Origin of the sequence: Amycolatopsis keratiniphila subsp. keratiniphila, assembly GCF_001620365.2 — a bacterium.
Lineage (GTDB): Bacteria > Actinomycetota > Actinomycetes > Mycobacteriales > Pseudonocardiaceae > Amycolatopsis > Amycolatopsis keratiniphila.
Window position 1 is genome coordinate 44402 of sequence record NZ_LQMT02000023.1, and the last position, 19934, is coordinate 64335.

At 67.7% G+C, this 19934-nt stretch carries 21 protein-coding genes and 1 tRNA gene; 4 read left to right on the plus strand and 18 right to left on the minus strand.

Annotation, left to right across the window (positions count from 1 at the left end; genetic code table 11):
- Positions 1-25: 25 nt before the first annotated feature.
- From AVR91_RS24540 to rplJ, 11 genes are all read right to left on the minus strand, one after another.
- Positions 26-1291 (minus strand): MCE family protein, encoded by a 1266-nt coding sequence (locus AVR91_RS24540; protein ID WP_063274323.1) that lies wholly within the window; start codon positions 1289-1291, stop codon positions 26-28.
- A complete protein-coding gene (locus tag AVR91_RS24545; RefSeq protein WP_063274322.1) occupies positions 1291-2493 on the minus strand; it encodes an MCE family protein in 1203 nt (400 codons plus the stop codon). Before AVR91_RS24545 ends, AVR91_RS24540 begins: the two co-directional genes overlap by 1 nt.
- Positions 2493-3671, minus strand: a complete 1179-nt coding sequence (locus tag AVR91_RS24550; RefSeq protein WP_063274321.1) for an MCE family protein — start codon at positions 3669-3671, stop codon at positions 2493-2495. Before AVR91_RS24550 ends, AVR91_RS24545 begins: the two co-directional genes overlap by 1 nt.
- Positions 3668-4654, minus strand: a complete 987-nt coding sequence (locus tag AVR91_RS24555; RefSeq protein WP_063274338.1) for an MCE family protein — start codon at positions 4652-4654, stop codon at positions 3668-3670. The genes AVR91_RS24550 and AVR91_RS24555 overlap by 4 nt, the downstream gene beginning before the upstream one ends.
- Positions 4651-5682, minus strand: a complete 1032-nt coding sequence (locus AVR91_RS24560; RefSeq protein ID WP_063274320.1) for an MCE family protein — start codon at positions 5680-5682, stop codon at positions 4651-4653. Before AVR91_RS24560 ends, AVR91_RS24555 begins: the two co-directional genes overlap by 4 nt.
- Positions 5679-7016: an MCE family protein gene (locus AVR91_RS24565; protein WP_083737721.1), complete on the minus strand. Its 1338-nt coding sequence runs from the start codon at positions 7014-7016 to the stop codon at positions 5679-5681. The genes AVR91_RS24560 and AVR91_RS24565 overlap by 4 nt, the downstream gene beginning before the upstream one ends.
- Complete coding sequence (locus tag AVR91_RS24570; RefSeq protein WP_063274319.1) at positions 7013-7849, minus strand: MlaE family ABC transporter permease; 837 nt, start codon at positions 7847-7849, stop codon at positions 7013-7015. The genes AVR91_RS24565 and AVR91_RS24570 overlap by 4 nt, the downstream gene beginning before the upstream one ends.
- 3 nt (positions 7850-7852) lie before the next feature.
- Positions 7853-8605, minus strand: a complete 753-nt coding sequence (locus AVR91_RS24575; RefSeq protein WP_020633292.1) for an MlaE family ABC transporter permease — start codon at positions 8603-8605, stop codon at positions 7853-7855.
- A gap of 38 nt (positions 8606-8643) precedes the next feature.
- Entirely contained in the window at positions 8644-9813 is a 1170-nt protein-coding gene (locus AVR91_RS24580) for an ABC transporter ATP-binding protein (protein ID WP_016331062.1), read from the minus strand.
- A 509-nt stretch (positions 9814-10322) separates the two neighbouring features.
- Entirely contained in the window at positions 10323-10715 is a 393-nt protein-coding gene (gene rplL, locus AVR91_RS24585; protein ID WP_016331061.1) for a 50S ribosomal protein L7/L12, read from the minus strand.
- A gap of 48 nt (positions 10716-10763) precedes the next feature.
- Positions 10764-11315 (minus strand): 50S ribosomal protein L10, encoded by a 552-nt coding sequence (gene rplJ, locus AVR91_RS24590; RefSeq protein WP_016331060.1) that lies wholly within the window; start codon positions 11313-11315, stop codon positions 10764-10766.
- Between the two features lie 329 nt (positions 11316-11644).
- On the opposite strand from rplJ, the gene AVR91_RS24595 reads away from it, so the two are divergent.
- Positions 11645-12490, plus strand: coding sequence for a hypothetical protein (locus AVR91_RS24595; protein ID WP_063274318.1), 846 nt, complete (start codon positions 11645-11647; stop codon positions 12488-12490).
- A 128-nt stretch (positions 12491-12618) separates the two neighbouring features.
- Here the strand turns inward: AVR91_RS24595 and AVR91_RS24600 are convergent, their stop codons facing one another.
- The 6 genes from AVR91_RS24600 to AVR91_RS24625 form a co-directional block, all read right to left on the minus strand.
- Complete coding sequence (locus AVR91_RS24600; RefSeq protein ID WP_063274317.1) at positions 12619-13383, minus strand: alpha/beta fold hydrolase; 765 nt, start codon at positions 13381-13383, stop codon at positions 12619-12621.
- Between the two features lie 77 nt (positions 13384-13460).
- Complete coding sequence (gene rplA, locus AVR91_RS24605; RefSeq protein ID WP_063274316.1) at positions 13461-14174, minus strand: 50S ribosomal protein L1; 714 nt, start codon at positions 14172-14174, stop codon at positions 13461-13463.
- Between the two features lie 81 nt (positions 14175-14255).
- Positions 14256-14690, minus strand: coding sequence for a 50S ribosomal protein L11 (gene rplK / locus AVR91_RS24610; RefSeq protein WP_005152062.1), 435 nt, complete (start codon positions 14688-14690; stop codon positions 14256-14258).
- A gap of 78 nt (positions 14691-14768) precedes the next feature.
- Positions 14769-15608, minus strand: a complete 840-nt coding sequence (gene nusG, locus AVR91_RS24615) for a transcription termination/antitermination protein NusG (protein ID WP_063274315.1) — start codon at positions 15606-15608, stop codon at positions 14769-14771.
- A 76-nt stretch (positions 15609-15684) separates the two neighbouring features.
- A complete protein-coding gene (gene secE, locus AVR91_RS24620; RefSeq protein ID WP_007031001.1) occupies positions 15685-16137 on the minus strand; it encodes a preprotein translocase subunit SecE in 453 nt (150 codons plus the stop codon).
- Positions 16138-16164: 27 nt separating this feature from the next.
- Positions 16165-16237: transfer RNA gene (locus AVR91_RS24625), tRNA-Trp, on the minus strand.
- A gap of 206 nt (positions 16238-16443) precedes the next feature.
- Here AVR91_RS24625 and AVR91_RS24630 point away from each other — a divergent pair.
- Together AVR91_RS24630 and AVR91_RS24635 are read left to right on the plus strand one after the other, a co-directional pair.
- Positions 16444-17673, plus strand: a complete 1230-nt coding sequence (locus AVR91_RS24630; protein ID WP_063274314.1) for a pyridoxal phosphate-dependent aminotransferase — start codon at positions 16444-16446, stop codon at positions 17671-17673.
- A complete protein-coding gene (locus tag AVR91_RS24635; RefSeq protein ID WP_063274313.1) occupies positions 17670-18566 on the plus strand; it encodes a TIGR03619 family F420-dependent LLM class oxidoreductase in 897 nt (298 codons plus the stop codon). The genes AVR91_RS24630 and AVR91_RS24635 overlap by 4 nt, the downstream gene beginning before the upstream one ends.
- A gap of 37 nt (positions 18567-18603) precedes the next feature.
- Here AVR91_RS24635 and AVR91_RS24640 read toward each other — a convergent pair whose 3' ends face one another.
- Positions 18604-18819 carry a hypothetical protein gene (locus AVR91_RS24640; protein WP_063274312.1) on the minus strand — a complete coding sequence of 72 codons (216 nt, stop codon included), beginning with the start codon at positions 18817-18819 and terminating at the stop codon, positions 18604-18606.
- Between the two features lie 117 nt (positions 18820-18936).
- On the opposite strand from AVR91_RS24640, the gene AVR91_RS24645 reads away from it, so the two are divergent.
- On the plus strand, positions 18937-19869 hold the full coding sequence (locus AVR91_RS24645) for an SGNH/GDSL hydrolase family protein (protein WP_143254089.1): 933 nt from the start codon (positions 18937-18939) through the stop codon (positions 19867-19869).
- Positions 19870-19934 lie beyond the last annotated feature (65 nt).

Sequence of the window (19934 nt, forward strand, 5' to 3'; positions counted from 1 at the left end):
CCAGAGTAGGTATACGGTCTCGGGCTCAGCCGGGCAGGCCCAGCAGCGTGCCGAGGGTGGGCAGGCTGACCCCGGGGCTCTGCAGGACGCTCGGCATGCCCTGCGCCGCGCGCAGGCTGGCCAGTTCCTCGGCCGAGCGGCCGGCGTTCGCCGCGACGTCGCCTTCCGACGGGATCTGCGGGACCCCGTTGTACGGCGCGTTCTGCGCACCACGCACGTTGATCGGGCTGCCCTTCGGCTCGGCGCAGTACGCGTCGTCCTTCGGCGCGCGAGGCGTCGTGTCGGTGCCTTCGCGGTACTTGTCCAGGCCCATGTAGCCCTTGGTGCACGACGGCGGGTTGAACAGGTTGAGCGCGAGCCCCAGATGCGCGGTGCCGTCGTTGGCGACGGTGTTGGCGCCGGCGGCCAGCATCGGGTACGTCACCAGGCCCTGTTCGAGCCCGTCGAGCCGGGTCACCAGCAGGTTCGACGTCGTGAGCAGGTTCGCCGTCAGCGCACCGAGCCCCGGTCCGGATTCGGCGAGCACCGAGCTGATCTGGTTCGCCACCTGCGGGGTGATCCCGATCAGCTTCCGGATGTCGGCGTCGGAGTTCTTCAGCGTGCCCGAAAGCTTGTTGAGGTCCGCGCTGAACGACTTCATGGAGCTCGACATCTCGTTCTGTGTTTCGAGGACCTGCCCGCCCTTTTCCAGCAGCTGGATCGTCTGCGGCAGGTACTCCTGCGCGGTGGTGGTGAAGCTCCGCGCGGTGTCGAGCAGCCGCTGCAGGTCGGGGCCGGTGCCGTTGAAGGCGTTGTACGACTCGTCGACGACCTTGCGCAGCGAGTCGGTCGGCACCGAGGCGGCGAGGCTGTCGAGGTCGCCGATGAGCTGTTCGGTCGGCACGGGCGTCTTGACCTTGTCGGCCGGGATGACCGAACCCGCGTTCAGGAACGGTCCCTTGTCGCTCTTGGGCTTCAGGTCGACGAACTGTTCGCCGACCGCCGACCGGTTCGCGACGACGGCGTCGAGATCGGCGGGCACCTGCGGGGCGTCCGGCGAGATGTTGAGGTCGGCTTCCAGCCCGGTCTTGGTCAGGCGCAGCTCGCCGACCCGCCCGATGTTGAAGCCGCGGTACGTGACCTCGGCGTTGGTGAAGATGCCGCCGGACTGCTTGAGCTGCAACTTCACCGTGTAGCCCTCGTCGCCGAAGACCTGGCCGAGCCCGGCGAACCGGATCAGCGCGTACACGATGGCGACCACGGAGATGATCGCGAACGCGACCAGCTGGATCTTCGTCCTACGGACCAGCATCAGCCGGCACCTCCCGAAAGCACGCCGAAGATACCGGCGGGTCCGGTCTGTCGCGGCTGCCCGCCGCCCTGCGGCGCGCCGGCCTGGCTACCGGCGACACCGCCGACGCTGTCCGGGATCGGCAGCGGCGGATTCTCCCCCGGCCCCTCGGTCCCGCCGGTCAGACCCGGCACCGGCACGACGTCCTTGAGCGGGTTCTCCCGGCTGCGGCCGAGGTTCTTGAGGATCTCGTTCAGGTTCAGGTCGATCTTCGCGAACAGGTTGAAGTAGTCGCCCTTGACGCCGTCGTAGGCGGCGTCACTGAACGGGAAGGTCAACAGGATCTCCAGCGCCTTCGGCAGATCCGCACCCGCCTCGCCGAGCTTCTGCAGCGTCGGCTGCAGTGCCTTGAGGTCGGCGACGAGGTCTTCCTTGCTCTTGTTCACCGTGTCGACGGCGACACCGGAAAGGCGGTTGAGCGCGTTCAGCATGGTCACCAGCTGGCCACGCTGCTGCTCCAGCACGCCGAGACCGGGGCCGAGGTTGTCGACCGCGCCGACCAGCTTGTCCTTCTGGCCGTTCAGCGTGAGCGAGAGCCGATTCAGCCCGTCGAGCGCCCGCGTGATGTTCGCGGACTGCTTGTCGAGGTTCGTGACCAGCTCGTTGGTGTTGTTCAGCAGCGCCTTGAGCTCCGGCGAGCGGCCGGTGGTGGCGTTGTTGAGCTCCTTGGTGATGGTGTTGAGCTGTTCCACCCCGCCACCGTTGAGCAGCAGCGAAAGCGCGCCGAGCAGTTCTTCGACCTCGACGCTGCGGTTCGTGCGGGCCAGCGGGATCACCGCGTTGTCGGCGAGCTTGCCCTGTCCGTCGGGAGGGGCGGCCAGCTCGACGTACTTCTCGCCGAGGAGGCTCGACTGCTTGACGTTGGCGAGCGCGTTCGCCGGCAGCTTCACGTCGCCGTTGACCCGGAGGGTGACTTCGGCGTTCCAGCCGTCCTGGGTCAGGCCGATCGCTTCGACGCGGCCGATGGCGACCTCGTTGACCTTCACCCCGGCCTGCGGGGTCAGGTCGAGCACGTCGCGGAACTGCACCTTGACCGTGTACGGGTGGTCACCGAGTTCGGCACCACCGGGCAGCGGGACGTCGTAGATCCCGCTGAAGCCGCAGCCGCTCAACGTCAACGCCGTGACCGTGCCGACGGCCGCCAGAACCAAAGACTTCCTCATCACTTGGCCGCCGTTCCGTAGAGCTGCCCCGCGATCGGGAGCGGCAGCGGCGGCAGCTGGCCCGCCTGCGACGACTGGATCACCTGCGCGATGGACGGCAACGGCACCAGCCCGTCGACCAGCCCGGCGACGCCCTTGCACGCGTCGCCCAGCGCGTCGAGCGCGTCCGGGGTCTGTTTGAGCAGGTTGCACACCATCACCAGCGGCGGCTGGGTGAGCTCGTTGAGGTTGGCCCGCGCGTCGAGCGTGCCCGACGAGGCGTTGTAGGTGTTGACCAGGTTCCCGAGGCCGACCGGGGCGACGTCGAGGATCTCGGCGAGCGCGCCGCGCTGGTCGACGAGCACCTTGGTCACGCTGGCCAGCTTGTCCACATTGGACTTGAGCCGGTCGCGGTTCTTCTCGATGAACGCCTGCACCGCGGTGAGCGTGTCCGACAGCTGCTTCACCGTCGCCGAGAGGTTCTCCCGCTCCCCCGCGAGGAATCCGCTCACGTCGGCGAGCTGCCGTTCGAAGTCGCGGACCTGCTTGTCGCTGTTCACCAGCGTCTGCGAGAAGGAGCCGAGGTTCTCGACTGTCTTGAACAGATCGTCCTTGTTGCCCGACAACGTGCCCGCGGCCTGGCCGAGTTTCGTGATCGTGTCGTGCAGCGCCTGCCCGTTGCCGTCGAAGTTCTTCGCGGCGGTGTCGAGCAGGTTCGACAGCGAACCGTTCTTGTTGGCACCGTTGGGCCCGAGCGACTTGCTGACCCGGGACAGGCTGGCGGCGAGCTCGTCGACCTCCAGCGGCACCTCGGTGCGGTCGAGCCCGATGACGGCGCCGTCGGCGATCCGCGGGCCGCCCATGTAGGCCGGGGCGAGCTGCACGTAGCGGTCGCTGACCAGCGACGGCGACACGATGATCGCCTTCGCGTCCGCGGGCACCGCCACCGAACGGTCGTATTCGAGTTCGACGCGGACCTGGTTGCCCATCGGCTGGATCTTGGTGACCGTGCCCATGTCCACGCCGAGCATGCGGACACTGTTGCCTTCGTAGAGGCCGACGGTGCCCGCGAAGTACGCGGTCACGTGGTTGCGGCCCGCGTCCTTGAGCGTCCACCACAGCGCACCGGCGACGACCAGCGCGAGCACGATCGCGATGGTGAAGCCACGCGCGAGGCCGGCTCCGAGACGGGTACTCATTTCTCGTAGCACCCCTTGTCGTTGATCGGGCCGAACGACGGCAGGACCAGTCCGCAGATGTAGTTGTCGAACCAGCGGCCGTTGCCGATCGTGTTCGTGAACACCCGGATGAACGGCGCGAACCGCGCGATGCCCTGGCCGAGGGCGTCCTGGTTGCGCTGCAGCATCGAGGTCAGCTGGTCGAGCTGGGTGAGCACCGGGTCGAGCTGCGCGTCGTTGTCGTCGACCAGGCCCTTGAGCTGGGTGGCGAGGTTGCGCGAGCCGTCCAGCAGCGCGGAGATCGCCTCCTTGCGCTTGGCCACCTCGCCGAGCAGCTTGTTGCCGTCGGCCAGCAGCTTCTGGAACTCGGCGTCACGGTCGACGAGCGTCTGCGAGACCTGTCGCGTGTTCGCGAGCAGGCTCGCCAGCTGCGAGTCTCGTTTGGCGATGGTGTCCGAGAGGCGGGAAAGGCCGGTCAGCGCGCCCTTCACGTCGGCCGGGGTGTCCGCGAAGGTCTCGGTGATGACGTCGAAGCTCTTCGCCAGCTGAGTCGTGTCGATGTCGTCGACGGTCTGCGAGAGACCGCGGAAGGCGTCGAGGACGTCGAACGGCGACATCGTGCGCTCACGCGGGATCGTCGCGCTCGGGTCGAGCGTGCGCTGCCCCTGCGGGTCGAGCGCCAGGTACTTCTGGCCGAGCACGGTCTTGATCTTGATCGCCGCGCTGGTCTTGTCGCCCAGCCAGGCGTCCTTGACCTTGAACGAGATCCGGACCTTGTCGCCGTCGAGCTTGATCTCGGAGACCTTGCCGACCTTCACGCCGGCGACCCGGACGTCGTTGTCCTCCTGCAGGCCCGATGCCTCGCTGAAATCGGCGGAGTACGTCGTGCCGCCGCCGATGACCGGCAGGTCGTCGGAGTTGAGCGCGGCGATGAAACCGAGCAGCAGCACCGAGATGCCGACCAGCGCGATCGGGATCGGATTGCGTTTCTGGAACGACTTCATGCCGTGCACCTCGCCCGGTTCACCGGCAGCAGCGGCAGGTTGATCGGCTCGTTGATCAGCGGAGGCAGGGCGACGGCTCCCGTCATCTCACAGGCGAAGAAGTTGAACCAGGAGCCATAGTCGGCGGTGCGGGTCAGCGCCGTCACCTTCTGCGGCAGGAACTGGATGAAATGCTCGACGAGCGGCTGGTTGTCGTTGAGGTTCTTCGACAGCGTGCCGAGCGCGGCGATGTCCTGCTTGAGCGGCTCGCGGGCCTCGCCGAGCAGACCGGAGGTCGTCTTGGCCAGGGTGCCGAGCGAGTCGATGGCGTCGCCGATCGGCTCGCGGTCCGCCGCCAGCCCGGAGACCAGCTGCTGCAGCCTGACGATCAGGTCGTTCAGCTGCGGCGTGTGCGCGTTGACCGTGGTGAGCACCGAGTTCAGGTTGTCGATGACCTCGCCGATCACCTTGTCCTTGTCGGAGATCGTGGTGGCCAGCGACGCGGTGTGCTTCAACAGGCTTTCGACCGTGCCGCCCTCGCCCTGCAGGACCTGGATGACCTCGTAGGACAGCTTGTTGATGTCGTCCGGGTTGAGCGCGGTGAACAGCGGCTTGAACCCATTGAACAGCTGCGTCAGGTCGAGCGCGGGCGTGGTGCGCTCCAGCGGGATGTTCCCGCCCGGCTCCAGGGTCTTGCCGGAGGAATCGGTGCCCTGCCCGAGCGAGACGTAGCGCTGGCCGACCAGGTTCCGGAACTTGATCTGCGCGGTGACCCCGGCGGGCAGCTTGCGACCGGCGTCCACCTCGAACTCGACCTCGGCCTGGCGCCGGTCGACGATGCGGACGTCCTTGACCTGCCCGACCCGGACCCCGGCGATGCGGACGTCGTCGTTGGGCAGCAGCAGGGTGGCGTCGCTGAACCGTGCCTTGTAGGCGTTGGTGCTGGTGGTGTTCACGTTGGCGATGCTGATCCCGAGGATGGTCGTGAACAGCACGGTGACCACGATGAAGGCGCAGAGCTTGATCAGCGGAGCGAGCAATCCCCTCACTGGACGTGCACCTCCGCTCCCCGGTAGAGCGGACCGACGAGCAGCGAGCCCCAGCCGGGCACGTCCGAGGCGGACATGCCGACCTGCGGGGCGACCAGCTGCGCGAGGAAGTCCGATTCGGACGCGCTGTAGGACGGGCTCCCGCCGGGCGCTCCCCCGCCGTTGTAACCGCCGACGTTCGCGAAGCCGTTCGAAGGCGAGAGGCCGTCGTTCGCCGAGCGTGCCGGCGGCTTGACCGTGCTGCCGTCCTTGATCGGGCCGTCCGGCGGGTACTGCGGGAACGGGTCCGGGAACTGCTTCAGGTCGTAGCAGCGCGGTCCGCGTTTGTCCTCGAACCGCGGCTCGTCCTTGCCGGGCAGGTACGGTCCGCGGTTGACGGTGACCTCGATGGTCGCGTGCAGACCGGGCCGGTCGGTGCCCTTGCCGAGCGCCTTGTCGATCTTCGGCAGGTTGTCCGCCATCTGCCCGATCACGCAGGGGTACGACGGCGCGTACTTCGCCAACAGCTCCGCCGTCGGGCGGGCCGTGTCGGCGAGCCGGATCAGGTTGTCGGCGTTGTTCTGGAGGAACGTCTGCAGATCGACCGAAGCCTGGGTGACGCTGCCGTAGAGGTTCGCCAGGTTCATCTTCTGGTCCACCACGGTGCGGGTGGTGGTGCTCAGGTTGTCCAAGGTCTGCACCAGGTCCGGGGCGACGGCGTCGAGGTTGTCCGAGAACTTCGCGAGCTCTTTGAGGTTCTGCTGGAGCTTCGGCTCGTGCGGGTTCAGTTCACCGACGTAGGTGCCGAGCTGCGCGAGGGTGTCGCCGAGCTGGTCACCGCGGCCGTTGAGGGCGGTGGAGATCGCCGAAAGCGTGCTCGACAGCTTCTGCGGCTGGACGGCCTGCAAGACCGGCATCAGATGGGCGAAGGCCTGCTCCAGCTCGACCGCACCGGACGTGCGGTCCTGGGTGATCACGTCGCCTTCCGCGATCGCCTTCTCCGACGGTGCGTCCGGGATCTCGAGGGAAACGAACCGCTCACCGAACAACGTCTTCGGCAGGAATCGCGCCGAAACGTTCTGGGGGATCAGTTTCGCCGACTCCGGATTCAGGGCGAGCGTGAGCTCGGCACCGTCCGGGGTCGCGGTGATCTCCTTGACCGAGCCGACGATGAGCCCGCGGACCTTCACATCGGACTGCTTCAGCAGCTGGTTCCCGATGTTGCCCGACTGGAGCTTCACGCTGACGACGGGCGTGAACGCCTTTTGGTACAGCGCGATGCTCAGCGCCACCCCGCCGATGAGCACGGCGACCAGAAGCAGGCCCAGCAGCCTGCGCCGGATTGTCGCGATCATCCTGCGATCCTCACCGTGACGTCGGTTCCCCAGATCGCGAAACCGATGAAGAAGTTCATGATGGACACCGTGACGATGCTCAGCCGGACCGCTTTACCGACGGCCACGCCGACACCGGCGGGGCCACCGGAGGCCCGGTATCCGAAATAGCAATGGGACAGGATGATCAAGACGCTGAACAACAGCACCTTGATGAACGAATACAACACATCCTGTGGTGGTAGGAACAGGTCGAAATAATGGTCGTAGGTACCCGCTGACTGGTTGTAGATGTAGATAACGACCAACCGCGACGCGAGATACGAACTCAGCAGGCCGATGACGTACAGCGGGATGACCGCGACGAAACCGGCGATGATCCGGGTGGTCACCAGGTACGGCAGGCTCGGCACGCCCATGACCTCGAGCGCGTCGATCTCCTCCGAGATCCGCATGGCGCCCAGCTGGGCGGTGAAGCCCGCGCCGACGGTCGCCGAAAGCGCGAGGCCGGCGACCAGCGGGGCGATCTCGCGGGTGTTGAAGAACGCGGTCAGGAAGCCGGTGAACGCCGAGGTGCCGATCGAGTTCAGCGCCGAGTAGCCCTGGAGACCGACGAGGACACCGGTGAACAGGGTCAGGCCGACCATCACGCCGACCGTGCCGCCGATGACGGCGAGCGAGCCGGAACCGAAGCTCACTTCGGCGAGCAGCCGCAGGACTTCTTTCATGTAGCGGCGAAGCGTCCTCGGCGTCCACAGCAACGCGCGGCCGTAGAACGACATCTGGTCACCGAGGTTGTCCAGAGTCTGCAAAGGACGGTTGGCAACCCCCTTGGCGCGTGTCAGGAAGGTCATGCGTCAGTCCAGCTTTCCGGGCACGATCTGCAGGTAGATCAGCGTGATCACGAAGTTCACCACGAACAGCATGAGGAACGTGATGACGACCGACTGGTTCACCGCGTCGCCGACGCCCTTCGGGCCGCCGGACGGGTTCAGTCCCCGGTAGGAGGCGACGACCGCGGCGATGAAGCCGAAGATCAGCGCCTTCAGCTCGCCGACCCAGAGGTCCGGCAGCTGGGCCAGCGCGGAGAAGCTCGCCAGGTACGCGCCCGGCGTCCCGCCCTGGAGGACGACGTTGAAGAAGTACCCGCCGAGCACGCCGATGACGCTGACCATGCCGTTCAGCAGGAGCGCCACCAGCATCATCGCGAGCACCCGCGGCACGATCAGCCGCTGCACCGCGGAGACGCCGAGCACCTCCATGGCGTCGATCTCCTCGCGGATGGTCCGCGCGCCGATGTCCGCGCAGACCGCGCTACCGCCGGCGCCCGCGACCAGGAGCGCCGTGACCAGCGGGCTGGCCTGCTGCACGGTGGCGAGCACCGACCCGGCGCCCGTGTAGGACTGGGCGCCGAGCTGGCGGGCGAGTGAACCGAACTGCAGCGAGATGACCGCGCCGAACGGGATCGCGACGAGCGCCGTCGGCAGGATCGTGACGCTCGCGATGAACCAGGCCTGCTGGATGAACTCCCGCAGCTGGAACGGGCGCTGGAAAATGCCACGAACGATGTCGAGGCCGAGAGCGAACAGGTTCCCGGTCTCGCGCAACATGCCGATCCCGGGAATCTTCGCCGATGAAGCGGAAGAGCTCACGCGCCACCTGACCCCGGATCTTGTGGCCGCAAGCGGTGGTTGCCCGCTCTCCCGGGGTGCGGGATGTGGGCGACCTGGTCGTCGGGCAGCTGGCCCTGGTGGTGGTTCGGGATCGAGCTCTCGGCGGGCACCGACCGGTGACCGGCGGTCGCGAGGCGCTGCGGGCGGACGCCGTAGCGCTGCTGCTCCTCCGGGGAAAGCGACTCGATGATGCTCTGCTGCGCCTCGGGCGGCAGGCCGTGCAGGATCTGCATGACGCGGTCCTTGCGGCGGACCGCGCCCATCCGGGTCGGCACGCCGGGCGTCGGCTGCATCTGCGGCGGCACCCCGCTGACGTCCTCGACCCCGCCCGCGTGGTGACCGGCCTCGAACATCGCGCGCTCCGCGGCGAGCTGGGCCGAGTCCTTCTCCTCGCTCATGCCGATGGGGCCGTCCATCTTGCCGTTGAGGAACTGCTTGACGACCGGCTCCTCGCTGGTCAGCAGCACCTCGCGCGGGCCGAACATGACCAGTTCCTTGCGGAAGAGCATGCCCAGGTTGTCCGGGACGGTGCGGGCGAGGTTGATGTTGTGCGTGACGATCAGGAACGTCGCGTCGATCTGCGCGTTGACGTCGAGGAAGAGCTGGGAGATGTAGGTGGTGCGGACCGGGTCGAGACCGGAGTCCGGCTCGTCGACCAGGATGATCTGGGGGTCCAGCACGAGGGCGCGGGCGAGACCGGCGCGTTTGCGCATACCGCCGGAGATCTCGCCGGGCAGCTTCTTGTCGGCGCCGTTGAGACCGGTCATCTCGAGCTTCTCGAGCACGATCCGGCGGACCTCGGTCTCCGACTTCTTCGTGTGCTCCCGCAGCGGGAAGGCCACGTTGTCGTAGAGGTTCATCGAGCCGAAGAGGGCGCCATCCTGGAAAAGGACGCCGAAGAGCTTGCGCACCTCGTAGAGCTGGTGTTCGGAGCACGTCACGATGTCGACGCCGTTGATCATGCACCGGCCGCGGTCCGGCTTGAGCAGACCGATCATCGACTTCAAGAAGACGGACTTACCGGTTCCGGACGGACCGAGCATCGCCGAGACCTCGCCCGGAGGCAGGGTCAGCGTGACGTCCCGCCAGATGGCCTGCTTACCGAAGGACTTGGAAAGACCTTCGATGACCACCTCGGCACCCATCGCACCTCCAGGAGCTGTTCCGCGTCGTCGCGCACTGCCTTCCCGTGCCACTGGCCCGAGAGGACGCATGCGTTCGCGCAGCGATACCCGCGTCAACCAGGTGCAACGAGCTGAGTGCGAACAGGTTACTCACCAGTTTTCTTTTCTGGCCAGACCCGCGGGTAACTTTTCGCGCAGCCCGCCGCCTGCCCGTGCACCGCTTGCAGCACCGTAGTGCACGTCACTCCCGTGCGCAGATCCACGACCAGCCCCGCCCCAGGCCGGATCGCGTTTAGCCCGCTAAACGCAGGTCAGCCCCCACGCCGCCCTCCTCCCGCACCGGATCGCGTTTCGCGGGCTAAACGCGATCCGGCGCCCTGGACGCGCCCGAATGCTTAGCCTTGCTACGCGTCGCGATTAGGGGGCTAAACGCAGGTCGGGTCCGAGGTCTGGAGACAGCGAAGGGGCGGGCACCCGTGTGGATGCCCGCCCCTTCGACGGTGCTGCGGTAGGCGCTGACGCGCCCGAGATCACTTGATGGCGATCTTGGCGCCCGCGGCCTCGAGCTTCTCCTTGGCGGCCTCGGCGGCCTCCTTGTCGACCTTCTCCAGGAGGGCCTTGGGAGCGGCCTCGACCAGCTCCTTGGCCTCCTTCAGGCCCAGACCCGAGACGACCTCACGGACGACCTTGATGACCTGGATCTTCTTGTCACCGGCGGACTCGAGGACGACGTCGAACTCGTCCTGCTCGGCACCCGCGTCGGCGGCAGCGCCACCGGCGGCCGGGGCCGCGGCGACGACGGCGGCCGGGGCGGCGGCGGTGACGTCGAAGGTCTCCTCGAATTCCTTCACGAACTCGGACAGCTCAAGAAGGGTGAGCTCCTTGAAGGCGTCGATCAGCTCGGCGGTGCTCAGCTTCGCCATGGTGGCTTTCCTCTCTGAAACGAACTAAAAGTTCGGGGGTGGGGGTGTTCAGCTCTCGGCGGGTGCTTCGGCTGCTTCGGTACCGGCGTTGCGCTGCTTCTCCTCCAGCGCGGCAGCCAGGCGGGCGACCTGGGACGCCGGCGCCTGGAACAGCGCGGCGGCCTGGGACAGCTTCGCCTTGAACGCGCCCGCCGCCTTGGCGAGCAGGACCTCACGGCTGTCGAGATCGGCGATCTTGGAGATCTCGTCCACGGACAGCGACTTGCCGTCCATGTAGCCGCCCTTGATCACAAGCGCGTTGTTGTCCTTCGCGAAATCGCGAAGCGCCTTCGCGGCGTCAACCGGCTCACCTTCGACGAAGGCGATCGCGGTCGGGCCGACGAACAGGTCCTCGAGACCCTCGATGCCGGCGTCCGTGGCGGCACGCTTGACGAGGGTGTTCTTCGCGACCCGGTACTTGGCATTGGTGCCGAGAGCGCGGCGCAGCTGGGACAGCTGGGACACGGAGAGGCCGGTGTACTGGGTAACGACTGTGGCCGAGCTGCTGCGGAAGCTCTCCGCGATCTCGGCGACGGCCGCCTCCTTGTCGGGCTTCGCCATGGTCGCCTCCTCTCTTGGCTAGTGGTCCACTGGCCTTGAGAGCCCTGAAACGACGAAACGCCCCAGCGCAGACAGGCGCGGGGCGTCAGGGCACACGACGACGTGCGTCGTGGGCGAGCCTCGTTCCTCCTGCGCGGGTCGCCCACCCTAGCGGGGCCTTCGTTCTCCAGGCCGTATGACCAGGAGAAGACCAGCGGTCTTCGGTAGAACCTTGACAAGGGTACGTGACCCTGTTTCGCCCTCCGCACGGACCCCCTGTCAGATCGCGTTTAGCGGGCTAAACGCGACCGGCGGAGTGCGCCGGGGGTCTCGCGGGGCATCATGGTGACGTGGCGGAGCAGCGTGATGACGGAAAGCCGGGCAACGAGCCCGGCACGGACATCGAGCCCAAGGCGGGAGGTCAGCCCGCGCCCCGGCTGGATGAGGAGCAACTGCGCCAGTTCCAGCAGTTTCAGCAGTTCCAGGACTATCTGAAGTTCACCGAGGCGCAGCAGCAGGGCCTCGTGCCGGCACAGACCACGCAGCCCGCGACCCAGTACTACGGAGGACAGCCGCCGGCGCCCCCGGGACCGCCGCCCGGCGAGCTCGTGCCTGCCCCTCGCCCCCGCATGCCGCGTTGGCTGCGGCGCCTGGGCGGGAAGCTCCTCGCCTGGATCATCGTGATCTTGCTGATCTGCATCGGCGCGACCATCGCCTACCGGCAGATCTTCCCCAGCGACGCCGGGGAAGACACGGCGACGTTCGTCCAGGGTGGCGGCGGCAAGCACCGCACCAACCAGGTGCTCTCGACCAACCCGTGGGAAGCCGTGCGGGCCATCTACGACACGATCGGCAAGCCGTACCCGCCCGCCACCCGCGTCGAAAAGGTCTGCCTGTCGATGAGCGAACAGGCGCAGGCCCAGTTCGCCCGCGACCTCGGCTACCCGGACTGTGCGACCGCCGTCCCGGCGCTGAACGCCAAGGTCACCGACATCACTCCGTACATCTACGCGGTTCGCCCGATGTCGAGTGTGGTCCCGCGGCAGAACCTGACGATCCACTCGTGCTGGTACAACATCCGCGGTGGCCCTCTGCTGGGCAGCTTCACCCTGCAGGAAGTCGAGATGGGCCAGTGGCTGATCACCGGGCACGCGAACTCTCCAGCCCCCTGCCCTGCCCCGCCCACCGGCAACTGACCTGCACGTCTTCACCCCCGGATCGCGATTAGGGGGCTAAACGCAGGTCGTCCGCGGATCGCGTTTAGCCCGCGAAACGCAGGTCCGCACGCCAGGTCGCGATTAGCCCGCGAAACGCAGGTCGCGCGTCAGAGGTCGTGCGCGGTCAGGAAGCCGGTAAGGGCGGAGCCGAAGGCGGGGTGCATGACGGCGGCCATGTGATCGCCGGGGACGCGGACGAGGCGGGCGCCGGCGATGGCGGCGGCCAGGCGTTCGGGTTCCGCGGCCAGCGGGTCGGTGTCCCCGGCGAGGATCAGGGTCGGCACCGCGATCGCCGTCAGGTCCAGTTTCGGATTCGCCGTGCCGCGGGCGACGGCCGCCAGCGCGATCCGGTCCGCCCGCAACGCGTCGGCCAGCGCCCGGAAGGGCGCCGAAGACGGCGGAAGCGTCGAAGGGTCCGAAGCGAGCAGCGCCTCACTGATCGCCTCCGGCGTGACGACGCGGGTGTCGACGCCGCCGAAGTCGACGATCCCCGACCCGACCCCGCCGATCGCGAGGCACCGGATCCGCGGGTCGGCGGCCACCGCGCCGAGCGCGATCATCGCGCCCATCGAGTAGCCGACCATCGACACCTCGTCGAGGTTCAACGTGTCCAGCAGCGCCGAAACGTCGCGAACCATCGCGTCGTCGCCGTAGCTCGCCTCGTCGTGCGGTTTCGCCGACCGTCCGTGGCCGCGCGCGTCCAGGCTGATCACGGTCAGCCCGGCGTCCTGGAGGGTGTCGACGACGCCGGGTGCGATCCAGTTGGCGTTCGTGTCCGCGGCGAAACCGTGCTGCAGCAGTACCGGGCGCCCACCGCCTTCCCAGACGGTGTAGCTCAGCTGAAGCCCGTCGAACGACGCGAAGGTAGGCATGCCCTCCAGCAAACACGAAAAAGGGGCGGCCCCGCCGTAGCGGGACCGCCCACTTCTCAGTGATGTCTAACTCAGACTCACGCGTCCTCGGCGAGGAGGTTGCGGGTGCGGGCCGGGTCGACCGGGACACCCGGGCCCATCGTCGTGGAGATCGTGACCTTCTTCAGGTAGCGACCCTTCGCCGACGACGGCTTGGCACGCAGGATCTCGTCCAGCGCGGCCGCGTAGTTCTCCACCAGCTTCTCGGTGTCGAACGAGGCCTTGCCGATGACGAAGTGCAGGTTGGCCTGCTTGTCCACGCGGAAGTTGATCTTACCGCCCTTGATGTCCGAGACGGCCTTCGCGACCGCGGGGGTCACGGTGCCGGTCTTCGGGTTCGGCATCAGGCCACGCGGGCCGAGGATGCGGGCGATACGGCCGACCTTCGCCATCTGGTCCGGCGTCGCGATCGCGGCGTCGAACTCGAGCCAGCCACCCTGGATGCGCTCGATCAGTTCGTCGGTGCCGACCACGTCCGCGCCGGCGGCCTCGGCCTCGGCGGCCTTGTCACCAACGGCGAAAACAATGACGCGGGCGGTCTTACCGGTGCCGTGCGGCAGGTTCACGGTGCCGCGGACCATCTGGTCGGCCTTCCGAGGGTCGACACCGAGGCGCATGGCGACCTCAACGGTGGCGTCCATCTTCTTGGAAGAGGTCTCCTTGGCCAGCTTCGCGGCCTCGAGCGGGGCGTAGAGCCGCTCGCGGTCCACCAGCTCAAGAGCCTGACGGTAGGCCTTGCTGTGCTTGGGCATTGCTTCTGTCCTTAACTCTTCAACGGATCAGTGTGGTGTTGGAGCCAGCACTGGCTCTCCCACGGTGGTGCTGGGTGGAACTCAGTCGACGACCGTGATGCCCATCGAGCGGGCGGTGCCGGCGATGATCTTCGCGGCCTGGTCGATGTCGTGCGCGTTCAGGTCGGATTCCTTGGTCTTCGCGATGTCGCGGACCTGGTCCCAGGTGACCTTGGCGACCTTGGTCTTGTGCGGCTCGCCGGAACCCTTCTCCACGCCCGCGGCCTTCAGCAGCAGCTTCGCGGCCGGCGGCGTCTTGAGCTTGAAGTCGAACGTGCGGTCTTCGTACACGGAGATCTCGACCGGGACGACGTCCCCGCGCTGCGACTCGGTCGCGGCGTTGTAGGCCTTGCAGAACTCCATGATGTTGACGCCGTGCTGACCCAGCGCGGGGCCGACCGGCGGCGCGGGGTTGGCCGCACCCGCCTTGATCTGCAGCTTGATGATCGCCGCAAGCTTCTTCTTCTTGGGTGGCATTTCGTTTGTTCCTTCTTACTGACTTGAGTCCCCCGCACACCTGCCAGTACGCGGGGACTGCCGGCCGTCTGGCGGCCGTCAGATCTTGGAGACCTGGTTGAACGACAGCTCGACCGGGGTCTCCCGGCCGAAGATCGACACCAGGACCTTCAGCTTCTGTCCGTCCACGTTGACCTCGGAGATCGTCGCGGGCAGCGTCGCGAACGGGCCGTCCATGACGGTGACCGACTCGCCGACCTCGAAGTCCACCTCGACCGCGGGGGCACCCAGCGGCGACTCGGTGGCGGCGGCCTCACCCTTGCCGGGCTTGGCGGGGGCGGCCGTCTCGACCTTGGGCGCGAGGAACTTGAGCACCTCGTCCACGGTCAGCGGCGACGGACGCGACGTGGCGCCGACGAACCCGGTGACACCCGGCGTGTTGCGCACCGCGCTCCACGAGGCGTCGTTCAGGTCCATGCGGACCAGGATGTAGCCGGGCAGCACCTTGCGCTGCACCTGCTTGCGCTGGCCGTTCTTGATCTCGGTGACCTCTTCGGTCGGGACCTCGATCTGGAAGATGTAGTCCTCGACGTCCAACGTCTGGGTCCGGGTCTCGAGGTTGGTCTTCACCTTGTTCTCGTAACCCGCGTACGAGTGCACGACGTACCACTCACCGGGAGCGGCGTTGAGTTCCGCGCGCAGCTTGGCGACCGGGTCGACGTCCTCGTCGGCCTCGGGCTCGGCGGCGGTGTCGTCGGTCTCGACGGACGCCTCGTCGGCCTCCGCGACATCTCCGGCTTCGTCGACCTCGTCGCCTGCGGCGGGCACCTCGACGGAGTCCAGGTGCTCGGACTGCTCGTCGCCGAGTGCCGCGTGCACCTGCTCGTCGGAAAGCTCGGTCAGCTCATGACCGGCTGCTGTGCCGTTCTCGGAGGTCACGTTCCGTCCTCTCAGTTGATCGGTTGCCGTGGCGCAGGCCACCGTGCGGTGCCCTCAGGCACCGCGAACGGCTGCCTCAGCTGCCGAAGACGGCACCGACGACCTCTTTGAAGGCCAGGTCGAGGCCGCTCACCAGCGCCACCATGAACACCACGAAGACCAGCACCACCGCGGTGTAGGTGACCATCTGCTTGCGGTTCGGCCAGATGACCTTGCGCAGCTCGGCCCAGACCTCACGGATGAAGCGCATGAGCCGGGCGAAGATCGACGCCTGCTTCGGCTTGCGGTCGCGCTTCGGGGTCGCCGTGCCTTTGGCGTCCTTGGACTTCTCGGTCTTGTCCCCGGCCTTCGCCTTGCCGGCGGGGCGGGTCTTGTCGTCCGACTTGGCGTCGGCCTTACCGGACGGGCGCGCGGACGCACGGCGCTCACGCCGGGCAGCGGCGGTCACCGGGCGGGACTGCTCGTCGGGCTTCTGCCCGGCGCCGTCCTGCGCCTTCTCACCGCTGGCGTCGCTGTCGCTCACGACCACTCCTCCGCCTTCACCAGTTCGCTTACGCAGGGGTGACAGGACTTGAACCTGCAACCTGCGGTTTTGGAGACCGCTGCTCTGCCAATTGAGCTACACCCCTTTGGAGCCCCGATGCTCTGGAGCTCCCGAGGACGCATTCCATCGTCCCCACCGCCGTGGCGGGGATGACCGTAGTGCGTTCCGAGACCAGAAGTCTACGGCAACCCCCGAACAGCTTCGCAACCGCGCCCCTCAAAGCGGCGTGGAGCAGCCTTCCGCGGGGAAACTCCCCCACGGCCGACCCCATGATCGTGCCACGATGTCGCCATGAGCGCTCCCGCACCCTCGTCTTCGCCCGCCGCACGCGTCTCGGCCCGGATCGGCGGCATCACGCCGTCGGCCACGCTGGCCGTCGACGCGAAGGCCCGGGAGCTCAAGGCGCAGGGTCGTCCGGTGATCGGGTTCGGGGCGGGGCAGCCGGACTTCCCCACCCCGGCCAACGTGCTCGAAGCCGCCGAAGCGGCGGTCCGCGACAAGGTCAATCACGGCTACACCGCCGCGGGCGGGCTGCCGGAGCTGCGGGAGGCGATCGCGGCGAAGACCGTCCGCGACTCCGGGTTCGAGGTCGACCCAGGGCGCGTCCTGGTGACCAACGGCGGCAAGCAGGCGGCCTACTCGGCGTTCGCGACGCTGCTCGACCCCGGCGACGAGGTGCTGCTGCCCGCGCCGTACTGGACCACGTACCCGGAGTCGATCGCCCTCGCCGGCGGTGTCCCGGTGCAGGTCACGGCGGACGAGACGACGGGCTACCTCGTCACCGTCGAGCAGCTCGAGGCCGCCAGGACGCCGCGCACGAAGGTGCTGCTGTTCGTGTCGCCGTCGAACCCGACCGGCGCGGTGTACCCGCGCGAGCAGGTCGAGGCGATCGGGCGCTGGGCGCAGGAAAACAACCTCTGGGTGATCACCGACGAGATCTACGAGCACCTGGTCTATGACGGCGCCGAAGCGCCCTCGATGCCGGTCTTGGTCCCGGAGCTCGCCGACCGGACGATCGTCCTCAACGGGGTCGCGAAGACGTACTCGATGACCGGCTGGCGGGTGGGCTGGCTGCTCGGTCCGCAGGACGTCGTCAAGGCGGCGACGGCGTATCAGTCCCACTTGTGCGGCAATGTTTCGAACGTCGCACAACGCGCGGCGCTGGCCGCGGTGAGCGGACCGCTCGACGCCGTTTTCGCGATGCGCGAAGCTTTCGACGCTCGGCGAAAGAAGGCGCTGTCCCTGCTTTCCGAGATCCCCGGAGTCGAGACTCCGGTGCCACTCGGCGCTTTCTACGTCTATCCGTCGGTGAAAGCCTTGCTGGGCAAGGAGATCCGTGGCGAACGTCCGGTGGACACGGTGGCGCTGGCGGATCTGATCCTGCGTGAGGCCGAGGTCGCCGTGGTGCCCGGCGAGGCGTTCGGGACGCCGGGGTATTTCCGGATTTCCTATGCGCTGGACGAAAACGATCTCGCCGAAGGGATCACCAGGATGGGCCGTCTGCTCGCGGAAGCACGGTGACCCTGGTGCGCTTGGGAATCACTCTTCCGCAGTACGGTCCCCTCGCGTCGATGGACGCCGTCACCGGTTTCGCCGCGGCGGCCGAGGAGCTCGGGTACGAGTCCCTGTGGGTCGGGGATCGGGTGCTGGCGCCGGTCTCTCCGTCGGATTTCTACCCCGGCGGTACACCCGAACGGCCGTACCCGCCCGAGTTCGTCACCTTCGCCGATCCGCTGATCCTGCTGACCGTCGCCGCGAGCATCACGAACAAGGTCCGGCTGGGCACCAGCACGCTCACCGGGACGGTGTATCCGGCCGTGGTGCTCGCCAGGATGCTCACTTCACTGGATCAGGTGAGCGGTGGCCGCCTGGACATCGGGCTGGGGATCGGCTGGCTTCGCGACGAGTACACGGCGACAGGTACGCCCTGGAAGGGGCGCGGCGGGCAACTGGAGGAGCTTCTCGACGTCCTCCGGAAGTTCTGGACCGGTGACCCGGTCGAACACGAAGGCGAACGCTGGCGGATCCCGGCGTCGAAGGTGGGGCTGCGACCGGTGCAGAGCCCACATCCGCCGGTGTTGCTCGGCGGGCTGTCCCCGGTGGCGCTGGATCGCGTCGGCCGCCGCGCGGACGGCTGGCTTCCGGCGGGACTTCCCGCGCCGTATCTGGCGAAGCTCTGGGAGACCGTGGTGGCCGCGGCCGAGAAGGCGGGCCGCGACCCCGGCAAGCTGCGGCGGGTATTGCGGATCAACCCGAAGCCGGGAACGGACCTCAAGGACGTCGCGGCGCAGCTGGAGGCGGCCGCCGATACCGGGATCGCCGAGGCCTTCGTCGACCCGCACTATCTCGCGCGGGACGTCACGCACGCCCTCGATCTCGCCGCCGAACTGCGCAACCTGGTCCCGAACGGCTGAAGGCCCTCCCCGTTCGCCGGGAAGGGCCTTCAGAAGGTCAGGATTGGCCGTCGGCGAGCTGGACGAGCGCGTGGGCCTTCGCGGCGTACTTCCAGTTGCCGAGGTCCCGGATGGTCTTGATCTTGAGTTCGGCGAGGAGTTCGTCGTGTTTCTTGGTCAAGCCTTCGAGCGCGGACGGCGGCGCGTCCAGCAGCTCGCTGATCCCCTTGTCCTCCCACGCCTTGTCCACCAGCTTGTTCAAGTTCAGGCTCACGGTTTTCGCCTTTCCTCGGGGCAGGTACGGACACCACCCTGAACGTGATCCACGTCTCAGGCAACCGGAGATCACCCGTTCACGTCCAGTTCACCGACGGTCGGACCGATGACAAACGTGACCCAGGTCGCGTACAACGAACGGGTGACGCAGCGGAGAACGGGCGGCGGCTGCCTCTTCCTGGTGATCGTGCTGTCCGTCCTGGGGATCGCTTACCACCTTTGGGAGCGTGGAACGGCGGTGACACCGGCGGGCGTCACCACTTCGGACGGCGCGGGCCGGTACGTGGCGCTGGGCGACTCCTACACGGCCTCGCCGGGTACTGGACGGCCCGTGGGCGCGCCGGTGGGCTGTGATCGCTCGGACAACAACTACCCGAGCCTGCTCGCCGCGAAGCTGCGTCCGGCCGAGTTCGTCGACGTCAGCTGCGGCGGCGCCACGACCGAGCACCTCACCGGCGAGCAGAAGACCCGTGACGGCACGAACGCCCCGCAGCTCGACGCCGTCGACGGTGACACGACGCTGGTCACCGTCGGGATCGGCGGCAACGACGTGGGCTTCGCCGGCTTCGCGAGCCAGTGCGCGACGCAGGTGCAGACCGCTTCGCCGTGTAAGACCCAGCTGACCTCGGGCGGACGCGACCAGCTCTCCGAACGGATCACCGCCGCGGCGGACCGGCTCGGCGGGATCCTGGACCAGATCCGCGCGAAGGCCCCTTCGGCGCGCGTCGTGGTCGTGGGGTACCCGACGGTGCTTCCGGACGACGACGCCGGTTGCTGGCCCGTCCTGCCGGTCGGCGCGGGGGACGTGGCCTACTTCCGCGACTCGCTGAAACGGCTGAACACGGCATTGCAGGACACAGCGAAGGCGCACGAAGCGGGCTTCGCCGACATGTCGACCGCGAGCAAGGGGCGGGACATGTGCAGCGCCGCGAACCGGCGCTGGGTCGAAGGCCCCACTCCGTCGGTGCCCGCGGCGCCGCTGCACCCGAACGCGCGGGGTGCGCAGGGAATGGCGGAGGTCCTCGAGAAGCTGGTCAAGCTCGCGTAGAGCAAGGGACCTTTGCTACCACTTACTTAGGCACGCTAAGCGAGTGGTAGCAAAGGTCCCTTGCT

Bases quoted from the DNA above. Each gene is read 5' to 3' on its own strand.
- AVR91_RS24575 (WP_020633292.1), bottom strand. From the start codon at position 8,605: ATGTTGCGCGAGACCGGGAACCTGTTCGCTCTCGGCCTCGACATCGTT.
- AVR91_RS24570 (WP_063274319.1), bottom strand. From the start codon at position 7,849: ATGACCTTCCTGACACGCGCCAAGGGGGTTGCCAACCGTCCTTTGCAG.
- AVR91_RS24565 (WP_083737721.1), bottom strand. From the start codon at position 7,016: ATGATCGCGACAATCCGGCGCAGGCTGCTGGGCCTGCTTCTGGTCGCC.
- rplA (WP_063274316.1), bottom strand. From the start codon at position 14,174: ATGCCCAAGCACAGCAAGGCCTACCGTCAGGCTCTTGAGCTGGTGGAC.
- rplJ (WP_016331060.1), bottom strand. From the start codon at position 11,315: ATGGCGAAGCCCGACAAGGAGGCGGCCGTCGCCGAGATCGCGGAGAGC.
- AVR91_RS24630 (WP_063274314.1), top strand. From the start codon at position 16,444: ATGAGCGCTCCCGCACCCTCGTCTTCGCCCGCCGCACGCGTCTCGGCC.
- AVR91_RS24540 (WP_063274323.1), bottom strand. From the start codon at position 1,291: ATGCTGGTCCGTAGGACGAAGATCCAGCTGGTCGCGTTCGCGATCATC.
- rplL (WP_016331061.1), bottom strand. From the start codon at position 10,715: ATGGCGAAGCTGAGCACCGCCGAGCTGATCGACGCCTTCAAGGAGCTC.
- AVR91_RS24545 (WP_063274322.1), bottom strand. From the start codon at position 2,493: ATGAGGAAGTCTTTGGTTCTGGCGGCCGTCGGCACGGTCACGGCGTTG.
- AVR91_RS24600 (WP_063274317.1), bottom strand. From the start codon at position 13,383: ATGCCTACCTTCGCGTCGTTCGACGGGCTTCAGCTGAGCTACACCGTC.
- rplK (WP_005152062.1), bottom strand. From the start codon at position 14,690: ATGCCACCCAAGAAGAAGAAGCTTGCGGCGATCATCAAGCTGCAGATC.
- AVR91_RS24580 (WP_016331062.1), bottom strand. From the start codon at position 9,813: ATGGGTGCCGAGGTGGTCATCGAAGGTCTTTCCAAGTCCTTCGGTAAG.
- AVR91_RS24550 (WP_063274321.1), bottom strand. From the start codon at position 3,671: ATGAGTACCCGTCTCGGAGCCGGCCTCGCGCGTGGCTTCACCATCGCG.
- AVR91_RS24555 (WP_063274338.1), bottom strand. From the start codon at position 4,654: ATGAAGTCGTTCCAGAAACGCAATCCGATCCCGATCGCGCTGGTCGGC.